Here is a 7,904-nt window from a genome sequence, read left to right as displayed (position 1 = left end):
CTGGCGTTAATGTGTACGTACCATCACCGTTATCAGTAATCGTAACGCTCTCATCATCGGTTGCTAAATTCAGAGCCGTCAGCTGATCGCCATCGAGATCACGAGCATTAGCTAACAAGTCTTCTTGCGTAATGGTGATAGAACCATCTTCTTCTACTGTTGCTGCAACAGGCAGCGCTTCAGGTGCGTGCTCAATGTGCGCGCCTGTCGCGTTAATGTAGATGGTTTGAGAGACCGTTTCAGAATCATCATTCGATAGCTCTGTTGCGGTTGCAGTTACATGAACTTCAAGCTGTTCGTTGAAGTCTTCTGGTAACTGGATTTGTAGTGAATTTTCGATAGCCGTTGTTGGTAAGTTCACCGTACCATCAGGGCCAACCGTCACTTCACCGCTGTAGATTTGGCTGTTCACTTCACCCACATCGATTGTGAAGTTGAAATCTGTGTAGTCAGCGTCACCGCCGCCATACAGATCTTCAAAGCCGTAAACCAGCTCGCCGTCTTCGTTAACCGTCGTGCGAGTATGTTCGATACCATCTTGGTTTAGCTGAGAGCTTGAACCACCATGGAAGATCGCGTCACCATTCTGGCCTTGAACCACGGTCTCAGTGCCATCTGCCGCAACAAAGACAAGTTGAGGATCAACCGTATCCATGTTCGCAGGCGAACCATCCTCAGCACGGAACTCATACTGACCGTCTTGCATCGCATCAAAGTCGTTGTGCTGATGTCCGTTTGGAATTAAGAACAGGTTAAAGCTCTCACCTTCCTCGACTTGGAAGCTGAACTGATCTTGCCCAGGGACAAGGTCACCGCCGCCACCCACTTGTGATGCATTCTCGTAGACAACTTCAACACCTGTAATGTTGCCGTCTTCATCGACTTTGTAGTAACCCGCTGCGTTTTGGTATCCCGCGGTTTCACCTTCAAACGTTACTGTGATTTCAGTATCGTTGTAACTGGTGATACCGTTTTCTTGGTCATTCAGAACGCCTTCATTATCGTATTGAATAACCGAACCTTCTGGCACACCATCCACCGTTACCGTCAGTGTTTCTGATAGATCTTGGTCTACTAGCGCAGCCGCAATATTAAGCTCAACAATGCCGCCTGGCTCAACCAAAATAGCTTGGTCATCAACGTTAACGCCGTCGCCATCGGTTATCACAAGATCCGGCGCATCCGCGACTGCTTCAATATGAACGTTAAGGTCTTGTTCAACCTCATCCGTACCGTCTGTTACCGTAAAGCTGAACTGCAGATCACCACTGAAGTGCTCTTCAGGAACGAAGCTGAACGTGCCGTCACCATTGTCGGTGACTGTACCTTCATCGCCAGAGTAATTGATGCTAGTAACGCTTAGGTCGTCGCCATCAATATCAATTGCACCACTCAACAAATCTTCTTGAGTGAACAGGATGCTGCCATCCTCTTCGATGTGGTACATTCCTGGGGCAACAATTGGAATGTCATTCACCGGATTCACGGTCAATGTCATATTATTAGACGTGCTCAGCTCACCATCGCTCACCTCATAAGTGAATGCAATATCACCGTTGAAGTTTTCAGAAGGTGTCACTGTGTACGTGCCATCACCATTGTCTACAATGCTGGCGTTCGGATCATTGGTTTCAAGCGAAGAAGCAAATAGCTGATCGCCATCTTGGTCGCTCGCGTTCTCCAACAGCATTTCTTGTGTAACGAGGATTGAGCCATCTTCGTCGACATCAGCCACCATTGGCGTCGCTTCTGGTGCATCGTTGACGAACTCAACTTTTAGGTCGATGTTTGCGGCAACCACATCAGTGCCATCGCTCACATCAAACGCTAAGTCAACGTTACCGAAGAAGCCCTGCTCTGGTGTTAATGTGTATGTTCCATCGCCATTATCTGTGACTTCTACCGTGTCGCTTGCGCTCGTCACATTCACCACAGACAGTTCATCACCTTCAACGTCTGTCGCTTGTGCCAGTAATTCAGCTTCGGTAATAGTAATCGCTTGACCATCTTCCGTAGTGAAAGACATGTCTGGAACGTCTGGCGCATCGTTGATTGGATTGACGGTTAAGTTGAGGTCGGCAGCCACGGTCTCAATCGCGTCAGTGACATCGTAAGTAAATTCAATCTCACCAAAGAAGTCTGCACTTGGTGTAATCGTGAAGCTACCGTCTGGGTTTTCTACAACAACCGCATTTGGATCGTTGGTCGCAAAGTTAACCGCTTCAAGGTTATCGCCATCCACATCGGTTGCATTCGCTAACAGATCCCCTTGAGTGATAGTGATTGACCCATCTTCATCAACAGCGGCTTCAATTGGGCCACTAACCTCTGGGCCATCGTTGACAATTTCAACGTCGACTGTTGCAGTGCTTGGCGCGCTTGCTTGACCATCACTGATATCGAAGGTCAGATTCACTTCACCAGAGAAGTTCTCTGCAGGCTCGAAGGTGAACGTGTTATCGCCATTATCCGTTAACGTACCTTGCGTTTGGTCTGCGAGTAATAGGTTTTCAACATGAAGAATGTCGCCATCAACATCGGTCGCACCAGACAATAGGTCTTTCGCTTCGATGATCATGGAGCCGTTTTCAAGCATTTGGGTGTGCAATGGCTCACCAGGAACTGGCACATCATTGACCGGTACAACCGTTAGGTCTAGGTGCGTTGCAACTTCATCAGTACCATCAAACACCTTGTAGTCGATGTCGATTTCACCATTGAAGTTTTCATTCGGCATGAAGGTAAACGTACCATCGCCGTTATCAACTAGCTCACCGTTATCACCACCGTAAGTGATGTCAGAAATAGACAGCGTATCGCCTTCCACATCGGTGGTGTTCGCTAGCAAGTCATCCGCACTGAACGTGATACCTTCATCTTCGTCTGTCGATAGAACAATCGGGCCAGAAACGATTGGCGCATCATTTACTGATTCGAAGTTGATGTTGATGATGTTGCTGTCTGTCAGCTCACCATCGGTAACTTGGTAGCCGAGTTCAATTTCACCATGGAAGTTTTCATCCGGCGTTACCGTCCAAGTACCATCACCATTATCGATGAGTGTTGCATGCTCTGAGTTTTCACCCACCAGCTCTAGATTTTCAATATCAAGGTCGTCGCCATCAATATCAGATGCTTGCGCCAGTAGTTGCTCTTCAGTAATCACAACCGAAGCAAATTGAGCAGAACCTTCAGTATCGATAGTGATATTAGGAAGATCAGCCGTTAACTCAATTTCGTTGTCACCCGCATGGATGTTCAACTCAACCGTTTCGGTGATTTCTGAACCGTCTACACCAATCGATGTGAACACCGCTTCATCATGAAAAGTTTGTGACACTGTCATGTTTTGAACGACGTAAGTGCCATTACCTTGCACGGTACCAAGCTCAAAGTAAGACACCGGTTGATCAACCGTTAGCGTGTAATCTGTCTCGAAAGTACCACGGTCTTCTTTGTGGTAAGTCATCGAGTCAATTAGGTCGCCATCCTCATTGAACGCTTTGATTTCTACTTCTGTAAAGTGACGAGACTCTTCCATGAACCAACCACCCAAACCATCTAGGTGGAAACTGATTTCATTGATGTCTTGACCTTCAACCGAAACAGTCAGTTTCTCATCACCACTCAGGCCTTGACGGTCTGTATCACCAAGTCCGTGACCAATGTGGGTGTTACCATTCCAGGCACCAAGTGGATCATCGTTACTTTGAACGGTTACCGTTAAGTCACCATCTGAGAACTCACGCGTATAAGGGTCTACTTCTGTCCCCCAGTCATCCACGCTCGCGTTATCGTCAAACGTACCGATTTGTGTGGTGTGTGTACCTTCAGCCAATGCTTCATCACTAGGAACAAAGCGTACTTCGGTATCTGCAGGAACTTCTTGTCCTACTTCTAGTACCACCCATTCGTCATTCACATTCGCTTCAATGATGCCGTTTTCTGGCGCTTGGTCTAAACGTAGTGCTGGCTCTTCACGAAGTGTCACACCAACGGTTTGGTCTTCTTGCGCTTGGATGAAGATTTCATCGCCCGCTTCCGGCGCATCGTTGACAGGATTAACCGTCAAGTCGAGTGTCGTCAGAACTTCATTCTCACCATCACTGATGCTGTATGTGAAATCCAACTCGCCATTGAAGTTTTCTGTGTGCGTAATGGTGAATGAACCATCGTCATTAGTAACAATTGTCGCATCTGGATCGTTGGTTTGTAGGTTAGTTGCCGTTAACTCATCACCTTCAATGTCGGTTGCGTTTGCAAGCAACTGCTCTTGAGTAATGGTGATGGAGTTATCTTCGTCTACCTCTGCCTGAATGCCAGACGTTTCAGGTCCATCATTCACAGCAATAACATCAATGCCAGCGGTTGTGGTTGCGGTTGCACCGTCTTCGTCAACGACAACAACATCTAGTGAAATATCACCATCGAAATTTTCATTTGGCGTAAAGGTGTAAGTGCCGTTACCGTTATCAACAAATGAGCCGTCATCACCGGAGTACGATACTCCAGACAATGAAACATCGCCTTCTACATCGGAAGAGTTTGCCAATAGTTGCTCATCACTGATCGTGATTTGGCCATCTTCTTGAACTGTGTACGATGTTGAACCCGCAACTGGTGGATCATTCTCAGGCGTAACGCTGACATCAATAACAGCTGATGTTGAATCAGTACCGTCAGAGACATCGAATGAGAATTGAACATCACCATTGAAGTTCTCGTTTGGAGCAAAGCTATATGTGCCGTCGCCATTATCGCTAAGAACACCATCTGCACCTGTGTAGAGCACGTTTTCAATCGACAGCTCGTCACCATCAATATCCGACGCGCCTGCAAGCAGGTTAGCATCGGTGAAGAGTAACGTACCGTCTTCTTCAATCGTGAACTGTTGATCTTGCGCTTGTGGCAAGTCATTAACCGGGTTCACGGTAATGTCTAGGCCAACTTGAACTGAACCACCATCGTTATCGATGATATCGAAGTTCAGGTCTAGGTCACCGTTGTAGTCGGCGTTAGGTGTAATGGTGTAGCTACCATCATCATTGTGTTGGATGGTCGCATTTTCATCAGTAGATAGATTGATAGCTTCTAAGTTGTCGCTATCGATATCACCTGCTCGTGCTAGCAATTGCTCTTGGCTTAGCGTGATGGAGCTATCTTCATTGATGGTGTAAGCCAAATCGCCCGATACTGGCGCATCATTGATTGGCAATACATCGACGTTAATGTGTGTATCAACCGTTGCGCCATCTTCATCTTGAATGGTCACACCCAGTTGAACCTGACCATTGAAGTTTTCGTTGGGTGCAAAGCTGCATGTACCATCACCATTTACAGTGAAGATACCGTCCGAGCCATCGTAGTTAATGCCAACAAGTTCTACATCGCCTTCGACATCCGAAGCGTTCACAAGAATCTGAGATTCACTGAACGTCAGAACCGAATCTTCATCAATGGTGTATGACGTTGGACCCGCAACCGGTGGATCATTCACTTCTAGAACAGTGAAACCCGCAGTGGTTTCATCAATCGAACCGTCTTCATCGGCAACAATAACGTCAAGGCTGATATCGCCACTGAAGTTTTCATTAGGAAGGAAGGCGTAACTGCCGTCACCATTATCTTGGAACACACCATCTGTGCCGCTATAAGTGACGCTGTCAACCGACACGGCACCTTCAACGTCAGAAGAGTTTGCTAGCAACTGTTCATCAGAAATTGTGATGGCATTGTCTTCGTTGACCATGTACGAGGTTGAACCCGCAACTGGCGGATCGTTCTCAGGCGTCACACTGACATCAATGTTAGCGCTGACCGTTTCTGTGCCATCAGACACATCGAAACTAAAGTTCACATCGCCATTGAAGTTTTCATTTGGCGCAAAGGTATAAGTACCATCGCCGTGGTCGGTCAGTACGCCATCACCACCTGTATAGCTAATACCTTCAACGGTTAAGTCGTCGCCATCAATATCGGTGGCACCGGTAAGTAAGTCGGCATCTGTAAATTGCAGCGTACCGTCTTCTGCAATACTGAATTGTTGATCTTGAGGAACCGGCAAGTCATTAACTGGGTTAACAGTAAGATCGGCGGTTGCTTGAACTGTGTCAGTACCATCAGTGATGTTGAATTGAATATCAATGTCACCATTGAAGTTCTCATCTGGCGTAATCGTGAAGCTGCCATCGTCGTTAGCTACAACTGTCGCATCACCACCAACCGTTAAATCGCTTGCTGTTAGGTCTTCACCTTCAACATCAGACGCTTGAGACAACAGCTGATCTTGGCTCAGTGTGATTGAACCATCTTCGTTAACGCTGTAAGCCAAATCACCAGACACTGGCACATCATTGATTGGTAACACGTCAACATTGATGACGGTTTCAACTTCTGCACCGTCTTCATCACGAATGGTGACATCAAGCTGAACTTGGCCATTAAAGTTCTCATTCGGAGCGAAGCTACAAGTGCCATCACCATTTACTGAGAAGATGCCCTCAGGGCCATCGTAGCTAATACCCACAAGCTCAACACCCCCTTCTACATCTGAGGCATTAAGTAGCACTTGTGATTCACTGAAGGTCAACACTGAGTCTTCATCAATGGTGTAAGACGTTGGGCCAGCAACCGGCGGATCGTTCACTTCAAGAACATTGATGCCCGCGGTCGTTGCATCGGTCGCACCCTCTTCATCAGCAACAACCACATCAAGTGCAATTTCACCGCTGAAGTTCTCATTTGGCGAGAAGGTGTAAGTGCCGTTACCATTGATTTCAAGGACACCGTCACTACCAGAGTAAGTCACGCTGTCTATCGATACATCACCTTCAATATCTGAAGATGTTGCCAATAGTTGTGCATCAGAAATGGTAATCGAATTGTCTTCATTCACCGTGTAGGACGTTGAACCCGCAACTGGCGGATCGTTCTCAGGAGTCACGCTAACATCAATGTTTGCAGACACCGTATCTGTACCGTCTGACACATCGAAGCTAAAGCTAACATCACCATTGAAGTTTTCGTTTGGAGCAAAGCTGTATGAGCCCTCACCCAAGTCAGTCAGTACGCCATCAGTACCGTCATAAGTGATACCTTCAACCGTTAGGTTATCGCCTTCAACGTCTGTAGCGCCTGTAAGCAGATCGGCGTCTGTGAACAGTAAAGTACCGTCTTCTGCAATACTGAACTGTTGATCTTGAGGTACTGGCAGGTCATTAACTGGGTTAACGGTTAAGTCTGCAGAGGCTTGAACCGTATTAGAGCCATCTGAGATATCAAAGCTGATATCGATGTCGCCATTGAAGTTCTCATCTGGCGTGATGGTGAAACTGCCGTCATCGTTAGCTACAACCGTTGCATCACCACCAACCGTTAGGCCGCTAGCCGTAAGGTCATCGCCCTCTACGTCAGATGCTTGAGAAAGCAATTGCTCTTGGCTTAGACGAATCGAACCATCTTCATCGATTGAGTACGCTAGGTCACCCGATACAGGCGCATCATCAACCGCTGTTACGCTTACGTCGATGTTCGCTGACACTGTATCGGTACCGTCAGATACATCGAAACCGAAGTTTACATCACCATTGAAGTTCTCATTTGGTGCGAAGGTGTAAGTTCCATTACCGTTGTCAGTAAGAATGCCGTCACCACCGTCGTAGGTCACACCTTCAACCGTTAGGTTATCACCTTCAATATCTGTAGCACCAGTTAACAGGTCTGCATCGGTAAAGACAAGAGTGCCGTCTTCTTCAACGCTGAACTGCTGATCTTGAGGTACTGGTAAATCATTTACTGGGTTAACCGTTAGGTCTGCTGAAGCTTGAACGGTATTGGTACCATCAGAGATATCGAAACTGATATCTATGTCACCGTTGAAGTTCTCATCTGGCGTAATCGTGAAG

The 7,904-nt window shown here is 47.0% G+C and carries 1 protein-coding gene; it reads right to left on the bottom strand.

Translation table 11 applies throughout. From position 1 onward, the window contains the following. Positions 1-7,904, bottom strand: a 7,904-nt coding sequence (locus AACR09_RS23590; protein WP_228010870.1) for a tandem-95 repeat protein, incomplete at both ends; no start/stop codon positions are given.

Source organism: Vibrio sp. OPT20 (assembly GCF_963889365.1).
Taxonomy (GTDB): domain Bacteria; phylum Pseudomonadota; class Gammaproteobacteria; order Enterobacterales; family Vibrionaceae; genus Vibrio; species Vibrio splendidus.
Note: the sequence above shows the minus strand (reverse complement) of the source record. Positions and strands in the feature narration are given on the sequence as shown.